Annotated in this window: 16 protein-coding genes; 1 reads left to right on the top strand and 15 read right to left on the bottom strand. The window is 41.6% G+C overall.

Annotated elements, in window-relative coordinates; genetic code table 11:
• Positions 1-17: 17 nt before the first annotated feature.
• The 15 genes from HMPREF2885_RS05925 to HMPREF2885_RS05855 form a co-directional block, all read right to left on the bottom strand.
• Positions 18-506 (bottom strand): DUF6773 family protein, encoded by a 489-nt coding sequence (locus HMPREF2885_RS05925; RefSeq protein ID WP_070657457.1) that lies wholly within the window; start codon positions 504-506, stop codon positions 18-20.
• Positions 496-705 (bottom strand): helix-turn-helix transcriptional regulator, encoded by a 210-nt coding sequence (locus HMPREF2885_RS05920; RefSeq protein WP_001107502.1) that lies wholly within the window; start codon positions 703-705, stop codon positions 496-498. The genes HMPREF2885_RS05925 and HMPREF2885_RS05920 overlap by 11 nt, the downstream gene beginning before the upstream one ends.
• A 198-nt stretch (positions 706-903) precedes the next feature.
• Positions 904-1314 (bottom strand): GNAT family N-acetyltransferase, encoded by a 411-nt coding sequence (locus HMPREF2885_RS05915; RefSeq protein ID WP_000558479.1) that lies wholly within the window; start codon positions 1312-1314, stop codon positions 904-906.
• Positions 1315-1414: 100 nt separating this feature from the next.
• On the bottom strand, positions 1415-2779 hold the full coding sequence (locus tag HMPREF2885_RS05910; protein ID WP_070657455.1) for an amino acid permease: 1365 nt from the start codon (positions 2777-2779) through the stop codon (positions 1415-1417).
• 76 nt (positions 2780-2855) lie between these two features.
• A complete protein-coding gene (gene greA / locus HMPREF2885_RS05905) occupies positions 2856-3338 on the bottom strand; it encodes a transcription elongation factor GreA (RefSeq protein ID WP_000818765.1) in 483 nt (160 codons plus the stop codon).
• Positions 3339-3400: 62 nt separating this feature from the next.
• On the bottom strand, positions 3401-5152 hold the full coding sequence (gene mltG, locus HMPREF2885_RS05900; protein WP_083307426.1) for an endolytic transglycosylase MltG: 1752 nt from the start codon (positions 5150-5152) through the stop codon (positions 3401-3403).
• Positions 5153-5232: 80 nt separating this feature from the next.
• On the bottom strand, positions 5233-5730 hold the full coding sequence (locus tag HMPREF2885_RS05895) for a GNAT family N-acetyltransferase (protein WP_049478908.1): 498 nt from the start codon (positions 5728-5730) through the stop codon (positions 5233-5235).
• On the bottom strand, positions 5727-6194 hold the full coding sequence (locus HMPREF2885_RS05890; protein WP_042902070.1) for a GNAT family N-acetyltransferase: 468 nt from the start codon (positions 6192-6194) through the stop codon (positions 5727-5729). The genes HMPREF2885_RS05895 and HMPREF2885_RS05890 overlap by 4 nt, the downstream gene beginning before the upstream one ends.
• Before the next feature lie 9 nt (positions 6195-6203).
• Complete coding sequence (murC, locus tag HMPREF2885_RS05885; RefSeq protein ID WP_049478909.1) at positions 6204-7538, bottom strand: UDP-N-acetylmuramate--L-alanine ligase; 1335 nt, start codon at positions 7536-7538, stop codon at positions 6204-6206.
• A gap of 11 nt (positions 7539-7549) precedes the next feature.
• The gene (locus HMPREF2885_RS05880) at positions 7550-8161 is read right to left on the bottom strand and encodes a divisome accessory protein ZapJ (protein WP_049478910.1); all 612 of its coding nucleotides are present in this window, start codon (positions 8159-8161) and stop codon (positions 7550-7552) included.
• 47 nt (positions 8162-8208) lie between these two features.
• Positions 8209-11304 (bottom strand): pilus expression-regulating Snf2 family helicase, encoded by a 3096-nt coding sequence (locus tag HMPREF2885_RS05875; protein ID WP_070657453.1) that lies wholly within the window; start codon positions 11302-11304, stop codon positions 8209-8211.
• A gap of 91 nt (positions 11305-11395) precedes the next feature.
• Positions 11396-12562, bottom strand: a complete 1167-nt coding sequence (locus tag HMPREF2885_RS05870) for a MalY/PatB family protein (RefSeq protein WP_049484867.1) — start codon at positions 12560-12562, stop codon at positions 11396-11398.
• 7 nt (positions 12563-12569) lie between these two features.
• The gene (locus HMPREF2885_RS05865) at positions 12570-13664 is read right to left on the bottom strand and encodes a cystathionine gamma-synthase (RefSeq protein ID WP_049484868.1); all 1095 of its coding nucleotides are present in this window, start codon (positions 13662-13664) and stop codon (positions 12570-12572) included.
• A 145-nt stretch (positions 13665-13809) separates the two neighbouring features.
• Positions 13810-15768: a peptide ABC transporter substrate-binding protein gene (locus HMPREF2885_RS05860; protein WP_070657451.1), complete on the bottom strand. Its 1959-nt coding sequence runs from the start codon at positions 15766-15768 to the stop codon at positions 13810-13812.
• Positions 15769-15970: 202 nt separating this feature from the next.
• Entirely contained in the window at positions 15971-17593 is a 1623-nt protein-coding gene (locus tag HMPREF2885_RS05855; protein ID WP_049477474.1) for a putative polysaccharide biosynthesis protein, read from the bottom strand.
• Positions 17594-17698: 105 nt separating this feature from the next.
• Between HMPREF2885_RS05855 and HMPREF2885_RS05850 the strand changes: the two genes are divergently transcribed.
• Positions 17699-19144, top strand: coding sequence for a UDP-N-acetylmuramoyl-L-alanyl-D-glutamate--L-lysine ligase (locus tag HMPREF2885_RS05850; protein ID WP_070657449.1), 1446 nt, complete (start codon positions 17699-17701; stop codon positions 19142-19144).
• The last annotated feature ends 12 nt before the right edge of the window (positions 19145-19156 follow it).

Below are 19156 nucleotides of genomic sequence, written 5' to 3'. Positions count from 1 at the left end.
GATAAAAACTTAACAAGCTAATTCCCACTCTCCAGTTCATCCATATCTTGCTCAAACTTTTTTTGAGCCCATTCGCCATAACTTTTAAGGCCGAGATTGGCGATAAAAACCCAAGGAAGGTAAATCAGATAAGTAATGGCCCAAGCAGACAAGTATTTAACGTTCAAAGGGTTGTGCTGATAAATTTCTATGTTGAATTGATAATTCTGCAACATCAAGAGAGACGTAATAGCGAGAGTTACCAGCAAACACCCTCCAATCGTAAAATGAAAACGACTATAGTAGTTCACACCCAAATCTCGAGCACGGCCGAAAAAGTAAGAAGTTCCAATAATGATAATGATGAGAATCATTATCGGATTAAAAAGACTTGGTGCTAATACTGTAATCATATAAGATAAAAGCAAGAAAGCTATAGAGATATAGAAACTTTCAGCCCCCGCTTTATTCATCAGTTGTTCTTCTCTTTCGTCTAGTAATTGATAATAAAAAAATCTATTTTTCATCTTCTTCCTCCCAAAATAGTTGGTCTAAAGTTTTGCCTAAACATCTGCAAATGGACTGGCAGAGGGAGAGACTGGGATTGTATTTCCCTGCTTCTATCAAGCCTATAGTCTGCCTAGTAACACCCACAGCTTCTGCCAAATCCCCTTGTGTTAAATCACGCTCTACCCGAGCTAATTTTAATTTTAAATTTTTAGCCACTAGCGTCCTCCTTCAAAATTTTAAAAAGTTGCGCCTCTTTTAAAAACATTATACCATATATCTAACTTAATGCAATATATAAATGTCATTTTGTAATATTTTATTAACAAAAAAACTCTCTATCATCTTACATGATAAAGAGTATTCGTTCTTTTTTGATACTTAGCTAAGTTCCTCTCCAAAAGAAAGAAGTCTAGGTCACAAATCCTTTTGGTAATAAAATCTTTGCCCTGTGTAGGGATAGTCTTGCAAGGTAAAGACTTCCTTGTAGCCATGGCTTATATAAAAATCTGGCGCTTGAAACTGGTAAGTATTGACAAAAGCAAAACGACAGTTTCGTTTCTTAGCTTCACTTTCAGCTCGCTGCAATAGTTTCGAACCGATTCCTTGTCCCCGTAATTCCTCTTTCACAAACAAATATTCGATTTCCAGCCAATTTCCGAAAGTCTCAGCTACTAAGCCCGCCATGAGATTGCCCTTTTCGTCTTCGAGATAAAGATTCAGTGGCTCGCTCTCAACCTCTTCTCTTTTGGAACGATTATAAGCACGAATCAAATCCCCTATTTCTTGCGCTTTAAGCGATTCCTTATTTTCCAATCTAACGTGCATTCAAACCTCCTAATAAACTGCTACAACTTGATTATAGTCATATTTCAATAAACTGTCAAACTAGCAAAAACTCACCAAACAGAGTTGATGAGTTCATGATTTATTTTCTAAATTTCCACTGACTATAAATCCCAAAAACAAAGATCCAGATAGCAGAACCAACTGCCCCCATGAAAGTGGACTCTTGCAAAAAGAGAGTCACAAAAACAAAGACAAAAAAGAGAATGGTTAGGGGATTAAGCAAGCGATACTGAGGCATGAGGTAGCCATCAGCCATGAAATCTTGTGACTTGCGGTATTTGAGATGGGCCACCATTATCAAGATATAAATCGCGATGTAAACACCTGATGAGGATGCGGTGATCAAAGCAAAGGCATCTGAAACACCTGGTAGCACATTGATAAAGGCAGCGAGAGCAATCAAGATTGCTGAGGCAATGATGGCATTTTGTGGAACATTGTGACGAGAAAGGGTATCGACCTTGATGGCCTTTAAGAAACGATTTGGCGAATCATGGGCAATCTGATATAAGTGTCTCCCTGTTGAGTAGAGAGTTGAGTTAAGCGCAGACGCTGCTGAGGTCAAGACAACAAAGTTGATTAGAGCCGCTGCCCACTTGATCCCTGCCAGTTCAAAAACCGTTACAAATGGAGAATCTGAAGAATTAAGATAAGACCAAGGAATAATGGCCATAATCGCAATGAGAGCTCCCCCATAGAAGAAGATAATTCTAAGAGGAATTTCCTTAACAGCTTTGGGCAAGACCTGACGAGGGTTCTTTGTTTCAGAAGTTGTCACCCCGATAAACTCAATCATAAGATAGGCAAAAAATACCATTTGAAAGGCCATGACAAAGTTCATAACTCCATTTGGAAAAAGAGAGAACTGGTCGCTGATATTTGCCAAACTTGCAACACCATGAGGTGTCTTAAAGCCCGTCAAAACCATAAAGACCCCAGTGGCAATCATGGCTAAAATCGCCACAATCTTGACCATAGCAAACCAAAACTCGACTTCTCCAAAAAGCTTAACTGCAATCAGGTTGACCAAAGCCAAAATCGTTAAAAAGACAAGCTGAATCATCCAGCTAGGCCATGTGGGAAACCAGAAGCGGACATAGTCTGAGATGGCAGTGATTTCTGCCATACCGATAAAGACAACTGACAGCCAATAAGACCAAACTGAGAAATATCCCCAGCCTTTCCCCAAATGACGGGTGATAAAGTTGATAAAGGTATGTTGTTCTGGATCCTGATACAGCATCTCTCCAACAGCCCTCATCATCAAAAACATAAAGGCTCCTGTAATCATGTAAATCAGAATGATCGAAGGTCCAGTAAGGCTGATAGAGCGACCAGCACCTAGGAAAAGTCCTGTTCCGATTGTTCCCGCAATGGCCATCACCTGAACATGGCGATTGGTTAATCCACGCTCCATTTTGTTTTTCTTCTTATTTTCACTCATATAGTCTCCTTTTTATCCAAAAAACCAAAAAGGAGTTGAGCAAGGCAAAACCTTCACTACTCCTTTTTCATCCTATTTAGGCTGTTTTCTCAACCTTTAAGATTTTGACATCATAGCTACCAACTGGTGTTTCAATCGTTGCAGTATCGCCAGTCTTCTTGCCAATTAGAGCACGGCCAATCGGACTTTCATTTGAGACTTTACCAGCAAAAGCATCTGCACCTGCAGAACCGACGATGATGTAGACCTCTTCTTCGTCTTCACCGACTTCTTGGATTGTTACTGTTTTACCGATTGCTACCTCATCTTGGGCAACTGCATCGCTATTAACAATTTCAGCATAACGAATCTTTGTTTCTAGACTTGAAATTTGACCTTCAACAAAAGCTTGTTCATCTTTCGCTGCTTCATACTCACTATTTTCTGAAAGGTCTCCATAGGAACGAGCAATCTTGATACGCTCTACGACTTCGGGACGACGGACGAGTTTCAACTCCTCTAATTCTTTTTCTAGTTTTTCCTTTTCTTCAAGGGTCATTGGGTAAGTTTTTTCTGCCATTTTTTTAACTTTCTTTTCTATTTACTTTTTTAAAACAAAATTATGTGGAAAACCACATAATTTTAGTTTGAACTACTTGCTTGAGGTAACTTGCTATTGATATGCTCTGCAACGTTTTGATCATGTTCTTCTTTTGTTGTCGCAAAGTATACTTTACCGTCTTCAACATTGGCTACAAAGTACAAGTACTCACTCTTTGTCTGGTTTACACTTGCTTCAATCGCATCCGAACTTGGGCTATCAACCGGTCCAGGCATGAGGCCAAGGTGTGTGTAAACATTGTATGGTGAATCAATCGTTGTATCAATTCCAGCGTCATCTGCTAAACTAATCTTTTGACCAAGTTTTCCTTGAGCATATAGGATAGCGATATTACTTTGAAGTGGCATACCGGCATTCAAGCGGTTATAGAAGACACCTGCGATTTTCTTGCGGTCTTCGGTCTTAGCTCCTTCTTTTTCGACAAGAGAAGCAATGCTGAGCAATTCATTAACTGTCAGATTCTTTTCTTTGATCGTAGCGTAATATGGTGACATAGCCTTATCCATAGCAGCCACCATCTCATCAATCAAACTTTCAACAGTTGTACTGTCTTTGATTGTATAGGTCGCTGGGAAAAGGTAGCCTTCAAGACGATAACGAACGCTACTATCTTTTGTTGGAAGACTTCCAAGTAGGTTTGGATACTTGGCTACTAATTGTGAGATAAAGGTCTCATCTTGAGCTTTTGCCAAGAAAGCATCCGCAGTAAGAGGTTCTTTAAATTCACCTTGAAGTTGTCCTACTGTTTGAGCGATTTGCTCTAATGTATAGCCTTCTGGAATGGTCAAGTTTGAAAGAACAGGTGCCTGAGCTTCAGGAGTCCCACCTTTTTGCAATTCTTGAATCAACTCATCCGTACTCATACTCTTCTTCAAGTTATAATAACCTGACTTCAAGTTGGCATGGCTATAGTATTTAGCATAAAGACTAAAGATAAGTCCATGTTTAACCAAACCAGATTTTTCCAAGGTGCTTCCAATTTCTTGAACATTTGCACCGTCTGGGATTTGAACCGTTACGTAATCCTTAGAGCTCGCATCCACAGGTTTCAAAGAATCTTGCACATAACCATAACCAAAATAACCACCAACTGCAACGAGTACTAGGAGAACTAGAACTGTTACTAGGCAACCTTTAGCTTTTGATTTTTTCTTTTTCTTAGTTGATGTTGCACCTTGACGACGACTACGACGTGGAGCATCAGCTAATCCACTGCTAGATTCTGTAGAAACAGGCTCTACTCTTTCAGGCATTCCTGGAGTGATTTCCTCTTTCTTGTCTTCTGTTTTATAGGTTACGGCTACCTTAGTCGGAGTATCGTTAAATTCTTTTTCTTCGGGTTTAAGCTCAACTGGTTCTACCTTAGGTTGAACAGGTTCCACTACAGGTTCTTCAGCCAGATGAATCGGCTCTACTAGAGGTTCGTCAGATTCTACAACTTCAATCTTATCAATGATTGGCTGTCTAATCTCTTCCTCTTCTTGGTCATCCGTTTCATCAGTTCTATCACTTGAAAGTGGAGGAACACTTGGTGCATTTTTTAGGATTTTATCGACAACAGATAGGGAATCAGCCATCAACTCTTCTGTTGATGTTTCTGTTTCACGATTTGAAGGAGTTGCTGAACTAGCTTGAGATGATGAAGCCGTCAGATTTGGAATCTCTACTTCTTTCTCTCTTCTATCTTGTTCTTTTACTCTTTCTAAATCACGTAGAATCTGCTCTTTAAAGCTTAATTTTTCTTCTTCTCTTGATTTTTCAGTCAAAAGCATTACCTCCTTGTTGACAATCCATAATATTATATCTTAAAAGTCGCAGAAAAGCAACCAACTAGGGCATTCCCTAGCTAGTTTTATTGATTTTCAGGCTGCCAGACCATATCATACCATGTTTCCCCAGCAAAGCTTGACTGAGATATTCCTTCATTAACAAAGCCGTGCTTTTCATAATAGGCGATAAGGTAATCATGACATGTCAGGTTAATGCCCTCTCGCTCATGTTCTAAAGCGACTTCTTTCAAAGCCTTTAATAGTCTTTTCCCCACTCCCAAAGCTTGTGCTTCCTTGGCAATAGATAGGCAAGTCACAGAAATATAACCTCCAGGTTGATGGCTATAGTCTTTTATTTCTTCTGTAAAGGACTGATCATGTAGATGGCGGTGCGGAACGACTGGACCTTCGATATAACCAAGAATACGCCCCTCTTTTTCAGCTACCAGAAAACTGGTCTGAATTTCCCGCAAATGGGCCTCAAAGACCGAACGAGGAATAGCTTCTTCAAGGGAAAAATTCTCTAGCTCTATCTCTATAATCCGATCTAAATCCGAAAATCTTGCTTGTCTGATTTTCATATTTCCTCCTGATAAAAGGGATTTCCCCAAATCAGATACCATTCAGAGCCACTGCCATAATGACTCTCGGTCACTTCTTCTTCAACAAAGCCATTCATTTCAAAATATGATAGTAGTTCATCAGGACTCTGCAAAAGAATACCTTGATAATCTAGTTCGACTGTCACCTGTTTCAAGGCTGCAAGAAGAAGAGTTCCCAGCCCCTGTCCCCAATGGTCAGGATGAATAGTCAAGGATTTTACTTCTATCCATTTGGGATGAATAGACTGAGCTTCTCCCAAAACATAGCCCACGAGCTGATTTTCATCCCCAGCTACAAGAAAGGTACCCGCAGTCTTGCGGATACTCTCTTCTAAAGATTGGCGGCTAAGTGACTCTTCTGATGAAGGATTGGCTTCTTCAATCGCCAACATTTCTTCTAAATCTGATAAGGTAGCTTGCCTTATAGTGATTGGAATTTCCATCTGTTTTCCTTATTGGACGTTGCTTGTCAAGTTAGACAAGAGACGTTCAAATGAATATTCATAGGTTTGGATGTCTCCTGCACCCATAAAGACGTAAACAGCATTGTCATGGTCTAGGAGTGGAGAGACATTTTCAACAGTGATAACCTGATGTTTCTTGTTGATTTTATTGGCTAAGTCTTCTACTTTGACATCACCATGGTCCACTTCACGGGCTGATCCATAGATTTGCGCTAGGTAGACGGCGTCTGCTTGATTCAAAGCATGGGCAAATTCGTCCAACAAGGCAATGGTTCTTGTAAAGGTATGCGGTTGGAAGATTGCCACGATTTCCTTGCTTGGATATTTCTGACGAGCCGCATCCAAGGTTGCAATGATTTCTGTTGGATGGTGGGCAAAGTCATCAATAATCACTGTATCATTGACTATTTTTTCAGTGAAACGACGCTTAACACCTGCAAATGTTTTCAAGTGTTCACGGACCAAGTTCAAGTCAAATCCAGCTGTGTAAAGAAGACCAATAACAGCAGTCGCATTCATGATATTGTGACGACCAAAGGTTGGAATGTGGAATTGACCCAATTCTTGACCACGGAAATGAACGGTGAAGGTCGAACCAGTCGTAGAACGAAGGAGATCACTAGCTACAAAGTCATTGTCCTCAGCTTCAAAGCCATAGTAATAGATTGGCGCATTGGCTGTGATCTTACGCAACTCAGCATCCTCACCGTAAACAAACAAACCTTTACTAATTTGTTTGGCATAGTCGTTAAAGGCATTGAAAACATCCTCTAGACTTGTAAAGTAGTCTGGATGGTCAAAGTCAATGTTGGTGATGATAGAGTATTCTGGGTGGTAAGGCATGAAATGGCGCTCATATTCGTCTGACTCAAAGACAAAATATTTAGCGTTAGCTGAACCACGACCTGTCCCGTCACCAATCAAGAAGCTGGTATCTGTGATGTGAGACAAGACGTGTGACAACATACCTGTTGTCGAAGTTTTGCCATGAGCTCCTGCCACTCCCATGCTGACAAAGTCGCGCATAAAGCTACCTAGGAATTCATGGTAACGTTTGTAGCTGATACCATTTTGATCCGCATAGGCGATTTCAACATTGTTGTCTGGACGAAAGGCATTCCCCGCGATAATCTCCACATCACCTTGTAGGTTCTTTTCATCAAAAGGAAGAATCGCAATCCCTGCCTGCTCTAGTCCACGTTGAGTAAAGTAATATTTTTCAACGTCTGAACCTTGAACCTTGTGTCCCATTTGGTGCAACATCAAGGCTAGGGCACTCATCCCTGATCCCTTGATTCCAATAAAATGATATGTTTTTGACATGCTTTTCTCCCCTACTCAGTAATTCTTGTCAGATTCAACTCTTGGGCAACCTGACGTTCCTGTTCTGTTTGCTTATTCTTTTTATTATAGATTTGACTCTTCTTTAGAAAATCATAGTTGTTCTTGTTAGCTTTTTCCGTTTGGGTTTTCGGAGTTGGATTCGCCACTTGGCCAACCTCCTCAGCTAAGATATAGTGAGACTGGCTCAAGTTTTTACTAAATTTGGCAAACTCACCTGGATTTTCCTTTTGAAATGGTGCTGTTGGTTGGTTTCCTTGACGAACAAGTGTTGAACCATTGTGTCGTCTGGTATGACTAACATCCTGAGTCAAATACTTGGCTGAACGTTTCTTCTTCAAGTCCGCACGCGCCTCTTCTCGAGCCAACTCTGCATAAGTCTTTTCAACTTTTTTAGGTTCTGGACTTGGCTTTGACTCCTTGTTAATCACTGGAGAAACTACGGTTTCTTCCTCATTGATAGGAGACCATTCCAAATAGTTCTTATCGCGGTAATCACCTTTGATATTGCTAATAAAGTCTGACTCATCGTACAAGTCCATGACTGGCATTTTGGTCAGCATGATCTCATCATCTGACACCAATGGAAATCGATCTTGTTTCATTTTGTATTTCCTTTCAACACTTCATTATAGCGTATTGTCTTGATTTTTCAAGTGCTGGCTTCAGAAATTCCCAAAATTTCACGAATTTCTGCCAGACTGAGACTCGCACGCGACTCCGTACCATCTAAAACTTGGGAAACCAAATGTTTCTTTTGTTCTTGAAGTTCTTGGATTTTTTCTTCAATGGTCCCCTTGGTAATCAAACGATAGACCTCGACCATCTGCTCCTGCCCCATGCGGTGAGCTCTTCCGATAGCCTGGGCTTCGACAGCGGGATTCCACCAAAGGTCAACTAAAATGACCGTATCAGCTCCCGTTAGATTGAGACCAACACCACCCGCCTTCAGAGAGATGAGAAAGGCATCTCTTTCCCCTTGGTTAAAGGCCTTAGTCATCTCCTGTCTGTCATGAGCAGGAGTTGAACCTGTGATTTTGAAGGAGGTCAAGCCCAAGTCTGGGAGTTCTTTCTCGATTTTTTCCAACATTCCTTTGAACTGGGAGAAAATCAAGACCCGATGCCCACCATCAGCCACTTGTAGCAATAAATCTCGGAGACTATCGAGTTTACCACTGGCTCCCTGGTAATCGTCCATGAAGAGGGCAGGCGTATCGCAGATCTGGCGCAATCGCATGAGACCAGATAAGATTTCTACCCGACTTCTTTGGAATTCTTGATCTGTCACTTGCGCTAGGCGGTCTCGCATCTGTTGCAACTGGGCGAGATAGATGGCCTTCTGTTGGTCTTCCAGTTCATTTTTATAGACGACTTCGATCAGATCAGGCAGTTCTGTAAGAACTTCTTCTTTCTTACGCCTCATGACGAAAGGCTTGATAAACTGCGCGACTCGGTCAGCCGGTAATTTCATAAACTCCTTTTTACTTGGTAAGAGCCCCGGTAGCACAATTTGGAAGATAGACCACAACTCTCCTAAATGATTTTCGATGGGCGTACCCGACAAAGCAAAGACTGCTGGCACCACAAACTGGCGCAAACTCTGAGCAATCTTAGTCTGGGCATTTTTCATGACCTGGGCCTCATCTAAGAAGAGAAAATCAAAAGCCATCTCTTGATAAAGCTCGCTGTCTTGACGAAAGGTTGCATAGCTAGTCACATAGATTTGGTGATTTTCAGAAAGAATCGCTTCTCGATTCGCTTTCAAACCATGAACGACAGCCAAATCCAACTGTGGGGCAAATTTCCTGAATTCATCTGCCCAATTGTAGATCAAACCTGACGGCGCTAAAATCAAGACTCGACTATCTTCTGTCACCTGACTAGTCAAAAAAGCGATGGTTTGCAGTGTTTTTCCCAGTCCCATATCATCTGCCAGGATGCCACCAAAGCCATAGTGATGAAGCATCTGGAGCCAACGGACACCCTTTTCCTGATAGTCTCTCAAACTCGCCTGAACCTGTATATCTCCCAAAGGAAAATCCTCTGGATGAGTCAAATCATGAGCTAAGTGCTGAAATTCCTCTGAGAAGGAAATCCTGTCTCGACCTTCAAAAAGCTGAGAAAGGCTATAAGCTAGAGATTTTCGAGCTTGAAAAGAACCATCTTTTAGCTCAACTCCCAGTTCCTGCAAATTTTGACGAATCTGCTTGGTTTCCTCATCAAAAAAGTACACTTGGTCAGAACAACTGATATAGAAATCCTGATTGCTGGTCAGGGCTTTAAGAGCTTGATCAATCTCTTCTTGGGCAATCCCTTGGAAATCAAACTGAATCTCCAACAGTCCTCCCTTGGACTCAATCTGAACCTGAGGAGCTTGGGCACTGTATAGCTGATTCATTTCATCAGACAAGAAAACCTGACCCAATTTCTCAAAAGCTGGAATCGTATGGTGAAAGAAAGAATAAACTGCCTCTGGCTTCAAAGCCTGTCTCCAAGACTGAAAATCAGCCTCAAAACCAGCTCCTAAACAGACTTGAAATAGCTGGTTTTCCAAGACGGCATCGCTTGAAAATGGTAATTGTTCCAGCTGTTGCTGACTAGTCACCTTAAGATCTCCATAATCAAACTCGATATCCAAACGAATGCGACCGTCATCCTCCCTATCAAAGTAAAAGATTGGTGAAAAGGATCTGATTTGCAAGCGCTCAGGAGCAGAAACTGTGCCCAGCTGTCCAAACAAAGGCAAACAGGCTGCCAAGCGGTCACGATCACTGTTATCAAATTGGAGGCATTTCCTCCCTCTTTCCTCCTGAGGGAGCTCCTTGAGTTCCTTTAGTAGGCTGATTTGTTTAGGGTTTAATAGATAAAGATTCCCCTTATGAAAGAGAACCGCTCCCCCATAAAATACGTTGACTCGCTCACTTTCAGAAATCTCCATCTCAAAATAATCAGGATACTCCTGCACGGAAAAAGAGAACAGTTCTGCATCTGGATCTAAATCATGAAAGAGAAGATTTTCATAACTAGTAATCTGATGTTCGAAATGAAAATCCTCCAAATTCATCAGCAGCTCCACTCCCTGTTCAAAAAAGGTCAGAGGGAAAAAGAGGTGACGACCTTGATTAGGGAAAAAGAGGTCTTGACTCAGTCCCTCCTCAATCAAGCCACATAAAAAAGTAAGAACTTCTTGACTAGCTGTATCAAAAGCATCCCAAGACAAGTCATTTTCATAGTGTTTCCCAATCATATATGATTTTCGAAGGACTAAGACCTTCAAAAAGAGAGGGATGTCACGAATGACATAATATTTTTGACTATCAACTAAACCGATTCGGAGAGTCCAAAGGAGACGATTGGTTCCAGCTTCTACCTGGCCTTGAGCCGACAAAGTGTAGATTTTCTCTCTCTTCTGAGGTTGAATACGCTCCAAAAAACTACCACCAAAACTAACCTTGGTTTCGACCTCTTCTTGCTCTTCATGTCCTTTTTCTAAGGCTTGTAAAATCACCTGGCCTTCTTCATCGTTCTTCAGATAATGCTCAAGCGCTGCGAGGTGAAGACAGTAACCTCTTTTTTGGAAAAAATCACAAGCACAAAAAACAAGATCATCCTCTAAACTGTAGCGCAAGTCTTCTCCCGCCACACGAGTATAGAGGCGATTTCCTTTTTCCTTGATAATCTCAATGTTGCCTGTCTCATAGAGAGTAACACCCTCCATGCGCAACTTTCCTGGAATCAATTTAGCCATAGTTACCCCTTTATCTTATCTTTTCATTATACCACATTTTCCCCTATGAAAATAGCCTTCTAGGAAGACTTTTCTCCTAGAAGGCTCGATTTTAAAGTGTATCAAAAGTGGTCACGATGCGTTGGCAAACTTCTTCCAAAAGTGTTTTAGGCATAGCAACATTGAGGCGGGCATGAAGAGTTCCCTCCTCTCCAAAGTCCAAACCTCGGTTCAAGATAACCTTGGCTTCATTCTTCAAAAGCTCTTGCAAGCGGTCATCCGTTAGGTCATAGGCTGAAAAATCAAGCCAGATCAAGTAGGTACCTTGCGGTTTCATGACCTTAATCTTGGTTTCGTTGCCCAAAACATCCACTATATAGTTAATGTGATCCTCGATGACTTCCTTTAACTCTCCTAACCAGTCCTTACCATAACGGTAGGCAGCTTCTGTCGCCAAATAACCCAAGCCTGAGATTTCATGCTGGTTATTGGCCAACTGGCGTTTTTGGAAAGCAACACGAAGCTTGGGATTTTCAATAACTGCATAGGAATTCTTGGTCCCAGCAATATTAAATGTCTTAGTGGCACTACTCAAGATAAGGGCAAAGTCTTTAAAAGCTGGATCAATGGTATTGAATGACTGGTGTTTGTGATCAAAGAGAGCCAAATCTTGGTGAATCTCATCTGAAACCAACAAAACACCATGTTTTTGGCAGAGATGACCAATCTTTTCTAACACTTCCTTTTCCCAAACACGTCCACCAGGATTGTGGGGATTGCAAAGGATATAAAGCTTCACATCCTCTTCCACCAATTCCTTCTCTAACTGGTCAAAGTCAATCTCAAACAACCCGTCCTTTTCCACCAAAGAATTGGTAATCAATCTGCGATTGTTCAGTTTGACACTGCGGGCAAAAGGTGGATAGACCGGTGTGTTAATCAGAACAGCCTCTCCTTCTTTTGTAAAGGCTTGAATGGCTGTTGAAATAGCTGGTACCACACCCTCGATAAAGACGAGGGCATCCTTATCAAAGTGATAGCCATGTTGTGTGGCTTCCCAGTCCTGAACCGACTCAATCAAAGCATCACTGGCATAGGTATAGCCATAGACCAACTGATCTGCGTAGGCTTGTACAGCTTGTCGAACTTCAGGCAAAACCACAAAGTCCATATCTGCTATCCAAGCTGGTAGAACTTCTCGATCAGCTTCCGCTTCTTTCCATTTATAGGTATGATGCCCAAAACGATTGGGCAGGCTTGTAAAATCATATTTTCCCATATCTATCTTATCCTTCCAAAGCTTGTCGCAAGTCCGCAATCAAATCTCTGGCATCCTCAATCCCAATTGACAAGCGCAAGAGGTCATCTGTTAAGCCATAGGAATGACGCACTTCTGCTGGAATATCCGCATGAGTTTGAGTCGTCGGATAGGTGATCAGGCTTTCCACCCCACCTAAACTCTCAGCAAAAGAGAAGACCTTGAGGCTATTTAAAATATGAGGAATACGTTTTTCATCCACTACTTTAAAGGAAATCATCCCCCCACGTCCTGTATAGAGCACTTCCTTAACAGCAGGTGAATCCTTCAAAAAAGCAACCACTTCTTGGGCATTGGCTGTCGAACGTTCCATACGAAGAGGTAGAGTTTTGAGACCACGAATCAACTGATAACTATCAAATGGTGACAAGACCGCACCAGTCGTATTCAAATTGTAGAAAAGTTGCTCATATAGTTCTAAACTATTAGTCACAACCACCCCAGCTAAAACATCATTGTGCCCTGCTAGATACTTGGTAGCAGAATGAAGAACGATATCCGCACCATCTTCAATCGGTCGTTGGTAAATTGGGCTGTAGAAGGTATTGTCCACCACTACCCTGGCACCCTTGGCATGTCCTAGTTTGGCTAGTTTGGCAATATCAAATTCCAACATCAAGGGATTGGTTGGTGTTTCGATATAGAGAACATCCACATCCTTTTCTAACTCAGCAATTAGCTCTTCTTCTGTATTGGCATAGGTAAAATGGAACCGGCCTTCTTGCTCGACTTGGTTGAACCAACGGAAAGAACCTCCATACAGATCGCGCACAGCCAAGACTTTACTTCCTACTGGAAAAACACTAAAGGCCAGTACAATCGCAGCCATACCTGAACTCGTCGCAAGGGCATAGTCTGCTGATTCAATCGCAGCCAAGACTTCCTCCGCCTTACTCCGAGTTGGATTTTTAGTACGAGTATAGTCAAATCCCGTAGACTGACCGAACTCTGGATGCTGATAAGTTGTTGAAAAATGAAGTGGCGTCACCAAGGCACCTGTTGCCTTATCTGACTTGATTCCCGCCTGGGCCAAAATTGTGTTGATGTGTAGTTCTTTGCTCATACAATACCTCCAAATCTATAGTAACTATTGTACCACTTATTTTCACTAACTTATTTTCTTGTTTTCAAGAGCTAGTTATAGTTTCAAACTATATAAAAACGATAGTTCCTTGAGAAACTATCGTTTTTCCTGTTGAATAGACTGGTTATTTAACGTGTTTTGCCAGTTCTTCTTGGGCTTTTTTATTTGATTCTTCTTTTTCTTTCAGCCATTTTTCTTTAGCTTTTTCATACTCATCAGCGGTTACAGTCTTATCTTGCAACTTGAGGTACTTGTATGATTCGACACCCTTATTTCCAGCTTGTGAGAATGGCGATGAGAATGGAACTGTCTTTCTCAAGGTCGGTGTTCCACCCTGAGAAACGTTTGGAATTGCAAGGGCGCTATCAACGAGCCAAGCTTGAATTTCAGCATATTTTTCATAACGTTTCGCTGGTTCTTGCTCCTTGTTCGCTTCTTCTAACATTTGAGTGTAAGTATCCAGACCAACTGCCTTAGCCTTGTCATTGACCTCACCTGGTTCTAGACCAATGTTTTGCAACATACCACCGTTATTGACATTTAAGATATCAAGATAACTTGATGGATCCAAGTAGTCCGCACTCCAACCGCCATTATAGATATCAAAGTCTTTTTGAGCTGCAGTTTGAGCTAGGTAGCTAGAGTTGTCAAAGTCATCTGTTGATAGCTGTTGGATATCGATAACCACATTCTCAGCTCCTAGAACAGATTCGATGGATTGTTTTAAAGAGCTCGCTTCAAGTACACCTTTTTTAGCTGATTGGTCTACAGATACATCCAAGTGGATTGGGAATTGCACACCCTTAGCTTCCAATTCTTTCTTAGCTTCTGCAAATTTAGCTTTAGCCTTGTCAGGATTGTAGTATGGATCTTGTGCGTCCGCAAAGTTGATTCCTTGCCATTCTTGGCCATAGTTGACCATCTTTTCTGAAACAACATCGCCAAAGTCTTTTCCGTTGATACTTACAAACGTAGGAGGTACAACCAAGTTACGAATAATCTTTGTTGCTCCGTCCTCCCCTTGAGATTGTGCTCCATAGGCTGTACGGTTATAAGCATAGTTGAAGGCTTGACGGAAGTTTTTATTCAGAACTGCTTCTTGGGTTGATTTCTTTTCGATATCTGAAGATTTAGACGTGAAGTTATAAGACTTTCTGTCCAAGTTGAAGTTCAAGTAATAAGAAGTTGCGTTTTGCATACTATAGATGATGTTATCCTTGTTCTTCTCTTTAATGCCTTCAAAGCTTGAGCTATTTGGGTAGAGACGCGCATAGCTGTATACTCCTTCTACAAAGTTACGTGCTAGTGCATCTTGGTCACTACCATCATAATAGGCCAATTTCACATCATCCACAAAGACATTTTTTTCATCCCAGTAGTTGGGATTTTTCTTGAATTCGATAACAGATTTTGAAACAAAAGATTTCATTAAGAAAGGTCCATTGTACAAAATACTAGAAGGGTCTACCTTACCAAAGTCATCCCCTTTTGATTTTAAGAAATCTGCATTGACAGGGAAGAGAATGGTTGAAGTTGTTTTAGAATTCCAATAAGATTCTGGACGTGTCAAAGTGTACTGAACTGTTTGGTCGTCAATCGCCTTAACACCGACAGTTGAAAAGTCACTTGTTTTCCCGTTGATATAGTCATCCAAACCTGCTACAGAGTCTTGAACCAGGTACAAGGCTTCGGATTTTTTATCAGCAGCATATTTCAAACCTGTCACAAAGTCTTGGGCCGTTACAGGGGCGTATTCTTCACCCTCATAAGTATACCATTTTGCATCCTTACGCAATTTGTAAGTATAGGTCAAACCGTCCTGAGAAACAGTCCAATCCTCTGCCAACGATGGAACATAGTTACCGTATTGGTCATTTTCCATCAACCCATCCACCAAATTGGTCACGATGTCGTTGGTTGTTGCGCGGTTTTCTGCGAGATAGTTCAAACTGGATGGATCGCTCGAATAAACATAGTTATATGTTTTAGTAGCGCTACTTGAATTTCCACATGCGCTCAGTAAGATACCAGCGCTTAACACGACACTTGCAAGTGTCAGATACTTGGCCTTAGACTTTTTCATTTCCAGAACCTCCTGTTTAAAAGTTTTGTCTTATTATACAGCTTTGGTTTTATTTAGTCAAGTAATTTCTGAAGAAAAACTTAAAAAAGCATATTTTTTGCTCTTGATTTTAGAAAAAGTTCTCTTTTTTTAAGAAAAATGTAGAATAAAAACCTTTCTGTTAAAGAAAGGTTAAATTTATTACTTTTATTTATAAATCTTTTTACGATATTTTCAATCGTGTACGTAGTCGGTCTGCTTGAGCTTTGCCGATTATCTTGTCCAAGAGTCGTGTCCGTAGGCTCATCAAACCATAAAGACCTCCCCCAAGTCCCCCGATGAGAGCCACATAAAGGAAACTCCAGAAACGTCCACTTGGCTGGAAGACAAAACCGAGCAGCCACTGCAAGAAGCCAACTAGGATAAACATGACAAGGGTCAAGATGGTAATCAAAATGGTTCGCTTCAAGATTATCTTTCGACGAGCACCCGTTACCTGGCAGATGTCTCGGTACATCAAGACATTTGGAATAATCAAGCCGATAGTCGTTGAAATCAAGGGACCGTAGCTGTGGAAAATAGCAATGGTTGGCAATTGCAAGACGATCTTAGCAATGGAACCATAGACAAAATAAAGAACTGCCTTGCGGTTGCGGAACATGGCCTGAAGCATAGGAGACAAGACCATATACAAGCCTAGGATAGTAGACTGCAAAACTGCAAAGACAAATAAGCCCATGGCCAGACTATCTGGCTTACCGTAAAAGACTGTATAAAGAGGCTCCCCTACCATGACCACTCCAACCGTTGCCGGCAGTAGAAATAAGAAAAGCATGGTGAGGCTATCTTGGACTAGGCGAGCCGCTGCCTGCAAGTCACCTTTTACATAGTTTTCCGTCAACAATGGCAAACCGACACTCCCAATTGAAACCCCCACAGAGATTAAAATCATAGTAATTTTATTAGGATTGGCTGAAAAATAAGAAAACATGACAACCAAGTCTTCATTGCTGTAGTTGGTAAACCACTTCATGCTATTGATAAAGGTCATCTGGTCTAAAATCTGGAAGAGCTGGATGGCTGATCCTGTCAGGATAAAGGGAATGGCTTCCTTGATGGTATCGACTAAGAGTCGCTTACTATTGATTTTATCCCGCGTTTCAAAGACTCTCTTAAGCAAACCTTCTTGGGCAAGGAAATAAATCAAAACTGCAAAACTTGCCACCATCCCTACAAAGGCCGCAAAAGTTGACTGGGTGACTGCTGATAAGTAGTCCCCAGAACCCATCTTCATAATGAAGAAGGTTGCCATCAACATCCAGATAACACGGATCACCTGCTCAGCGATTTGACTCATGGCATAAGGTTTCAGGTTGTTCATCCCTTGGAAGAAGCCCCGGATGACACTCATAGATGGGAAAATCAAGACCGCCCAAGCCAAGCTCTGCATGATGGGAATCAGGTCTTTCCCCACACCTGACAAATCTGCTAACCAGGGAGAAAAGAGATACAAGACCAAGGCAAAGACTAAGCCCAAGCCCGTCATAAAGCTTAAGAAACTCCGAATCAAGGCAAAGCTATGCTCTTCTTCTCGCATGGTATTGTACTTAGCCACTTGTTTGGCGACCGCAACGGGGATACCCGCTGTCGAAATCAGCAAGAACCAGGCGTAAATGTTATACCCCATGGTAAAGAGTCCGTTTGCCTTGGCAGCATAGGTCCCCATCCAGATATACCAGGGAATAATGTAGATAGCACCAAGGAGGCGACTAATAAAGTTACTAGCTGTTAGCCAAGCAGTTCCTCGCAACATCTGGGCTTGCTGGTGATTGTTTTCGTTAGACATAGCTTCCTCATTCAATTTTGATAACTAGGAAAAGTTCCTTATCTTCCATTATAAACTTTTCCTTGTTACTTGTAAAATTCGGGCTTGAAGTTTATAATAGAAAGTATGATTAAGATTGAAACCGTATTAGATATTTTAAAGAAAGATGGCCTTTTTCGCGAGATTATTGACCAAGGACATTACCACTACAACTACAGTGAAGTTGTTTTTGATAGCATCAGTTATGACAGCCGAAAAGTAAAAGAAGGGACTCTTTTTTTTGCAAAAGGTGCTGCCTTTAAAAAAGAATACCTCCTATCCGCTATAACGCAAGGATTAGCTTGGTATGTCGCAGAAAAGGACTACGAAGTCGGTATCCCCGTCATCATTGTGAACGATATCAAGAAAACCATGAGTTTGATTGCTATGGAATTTTACGGTAATCCACAAGAGAAACTCAAAATTCTCGCTTTCACAGGGACCAAAGGAAAGACAACAGCAGCTTACTTTGCTTACCACATCCTATCTCAACGCTACCCAACAGCTCTCTTGTCAACTATGAACACAACTCTGGATGGCGAGACCTTCTTTAAATCTTCCTTCTCAACGCCTGAAAATATCGATCTTTTCGACATGATGGCTCAGGCTGTTAAGAATGGTCGAACCCATCTTGTAATGGAAGTTTCTAGCCAAGCCTATCTTGTTCATCGAGTCTATGGCCTGACCTTTGATGTAGGTGTCTTTCTTAACATCACACCTGATCACATCGGACCAATTGAGCATCCGACTTTTGAAGACTACTTCTACCACAAACGTCTCTTGATGAAAAATAGCCGAGCAGTTGTCATTAACAGCGACATGGACCACTTTTCTGTACTGAAAGAACAAGTTGAACATCAAGACCATGATTTCTATGGTAGTAAGTCAGACAACCAAATCGAGAACTCCAAAGCCTTTAGCTTTTCAGCCACTGGTAAACTTGCTGGAGATTATGATATCCAGTTGATTGGACACTTCAACCAAGAAAATGCCGTTGCTGCAGGACTTGCCTGCCTCCGTCTTGGAGCTAGTCTTGAGGACATCAAAAAAGGAATCGCTGCAACCCGCGTTCCTGGTCGTATGGAAGTCCTCACTCAGAAAAATGGAGCCAAGGTCTTCATCGACTATGCCCACAATGGTGATAGTCTGAAAAAACTGATTTCTGTTGTTGAAACTCATCAAACTGGAAAGATTGCTCTGGTTCTCGGTTCGACTGGAAACAAGGGTGAAAGTCGTCGCAAAGACTTTGGTCTCCTCCTCAATCAACATCCTGAGATTCAAGTCTTTCTCACAGCGGATGACCCCAACTATGAAGATCCAATGGCCATTGCTGAAGAAATCAGCAGCTATATCAGTCATCCTGTTGAAAAGATTGCCGATCGTGAAGAAGCCATCAAGGCGGCCATGGCCATCACAAATCAAGAACTCGATGCCGTAATTATTGCAGGTAAGGGAGCCGATTGCTACCAGATCGTCCACGGAAAGAAAGAAGACTATCCTGGAGACGCAGCTATCGCAGAACGTTATCTATAAAAAAATCAAGGG

This window comes from Streptococcus sp. HMSC062H02 (assembly GCF_001813005.1).
In the GTDB taxonomy this organism is placed as follows: Bacteria; Bacillota; Bacilli; order Lactobacillales; family Streptococcaceae; genus Streptococcus; species Streptococcus oralis_S.
The sequence above is the reverse complement of the archived record's forward strand: the minus strand, read 5'-3'. Positions and strand labels throughout refer to the sequence as shown.

Bases quoted from the DNA above. Each gene is read 5' to 3' on its own strand.
- murC (WP_049478909.1), bottom strand. From the start codon at position 7,538: ATGTCAAAAACATATCATTTTATTGGAATCAAGGGATCAGGGATGAGT.
- mltG (WP_083307426.1), bottom strand. From the start codon at position 5,152: ATGCTTTTGACTGAAAAATCAAGAGAAGAAGAAAAATTAAGCTTTAAA.
- HMPREF2885_RS05855 (WP_049477474.1), bottom strand. From the start codon at position 17,593: ATGTCTAACGAAAACAATCACCAGCAAGCCCAGATGTTGCGAGGAACT.
- HMPREF2885_RS05890 (WP_042902070.1), bottom strand. From the start codon at position 6,194: ATGGAAATTCCAATCACTATAAGGCAAGCTACCTTATCAGATTTAGAA.
- HMPREF2885_RS05915 (WP_000558479.1), bottom strand. From the start codon at position 1,314: ATGCACGTTAGATTGGAAAATAAGGAATCGCTTAAAGCGCAAGAAATA.
- HMPREF2885_RS05870 (WP_049484867.1), bottom strand. From the start codon at position 12,562: ATGGGAAAATATGATTTTACAAGCCTGCCCAATCGTTTTGGGCATCAT.
- HMPREF2885_RS05895 (WP_049478908.1), bottom strand. From the start codon at position 5,730: ATGAAAATCAGACAAGCAAGATTTTCGGATTTAGATCGGATTATAGAG.
- HMPREF2885_RS05860 (WP_070657451.1), bottom strand. From the start codon at position 15,768: ATGAAAAAGTCTAAGGCCAAGTATCTGACACTTGCAAGTGTCGTGTTA.
- HMPREF2885_RS05850 (WP_070657449.1), top strand. From the start codon at position 17,699: ATGATTAAGATTGAAACCGTATTAGATATTTTAAAGAAAGATGGCCTT.
- HMPREF2885_RS05865 (WP_049484868.1), bottom strand. From the start codon at position 13,664: ATGAGCAAAGAACTACACATCAACACAATTTTGGCCCAGGCGGGAATC.
- HMPREF2885_RS05910 (WP_070657455.1), bottom strand. From the start codon at position 2,779: ATGAGTGAAAATAAGAAGAAAAACAAAATGGAGCGTGGATTAACCAAT.
- greA (WP_000818765.1), bottom strand. From the start codon at position 3,338: ATGGCAGAAAAAACTTACCCAATGACCCTTGAAGAAAAGGAAAAACTA.
- HMPREF2885_RS05875 (WP_070657453.1), bottom strand. From the start codon at position 11,304: ATGGCTAAATTGATTCCAGGAAAGTTGCGCATGGAGGGTGTTACTCTC.
- HMPREF2885_RS05925 (WP_070657457.1), bottom strand. From the start codon at position 506: ATGAAAAATAGATTTTTTTATTATCAATTACTAGACGAAAGAGAAGAA.
- HMPREF2885_RS05880 (WP_049478910.1), bottom strand. From the start codon at position 8,161: ATGAAACAAGATCGATTTCCATTGGTGTCAGATGATGAGATCATGCTG.